The organism is Pseudomonas sp. 2995-3 (genome assembly GCF_002742565.1).
GTDB classification, from domain to species: domain Bacteria; phylum Pseudomonadota; class Gammaproteobacteria; order Pseudomonadales; family Pseudomonadaceae; genus Aquipseudomonas; species Aquipseudomonas edaphica.
Map to the genome: position 1 here is coordinate 1 of NZ_LJSB01000416.1, position 245 is coordinate 245.

The 245-nt window shown below is 38.0% G+C and carries 1 protein-coding gene; it reads right to left on the reverse strand.

Annotated elements, in window-relative coordinates; all coding sequences use genetic code 11:
- Positions 1-70 precede the first annotated feature (70 nt).
- Positions 71-226: a DUF4003 family protein gene (locus tag AOA62_RS32760; protein WP_368665722.1), complete on the reverse strand. Its 156-nt coding sequence runs from the start codon at positions 224-226 to the stop codon at positions 71-73.
- Positions 227-245: the final 19 nt, after the last annotated feature.

Consider the following 245-nt stretch of genomic DNA (forward strand, 5'->3'; position numbering starts at 1 on the left):
AATTACTACTACTAGAAGCTGCTACAACACCTGCGCTAGCCATTGTGGCGATCATAGCTGCTTGCTGCGCTTAAATGACTGTTTCAACCGTTGTTTGTAAACCAGTACTGATTAAGCTAGCTTCCTCTACTCTATCTTTCACAATAAAGTTCGCCGCCATAATAAAATTCATATCCTTATGCCAACGAAATGATTTTTCACCATTAAGTTGTTCGTATAATTTCATTACTCTCTCTACTTCACTA

Bases quoted from the DNA above. Each gene is read 5' to 3' on its own strand.
- AOA62_RS32760 (WP_368665722.1), bottom strand. From the start codon at position 226: ATGAAATTATACGAACAACTTAATGGTGAAAAATCATTTCGTTGGCAT.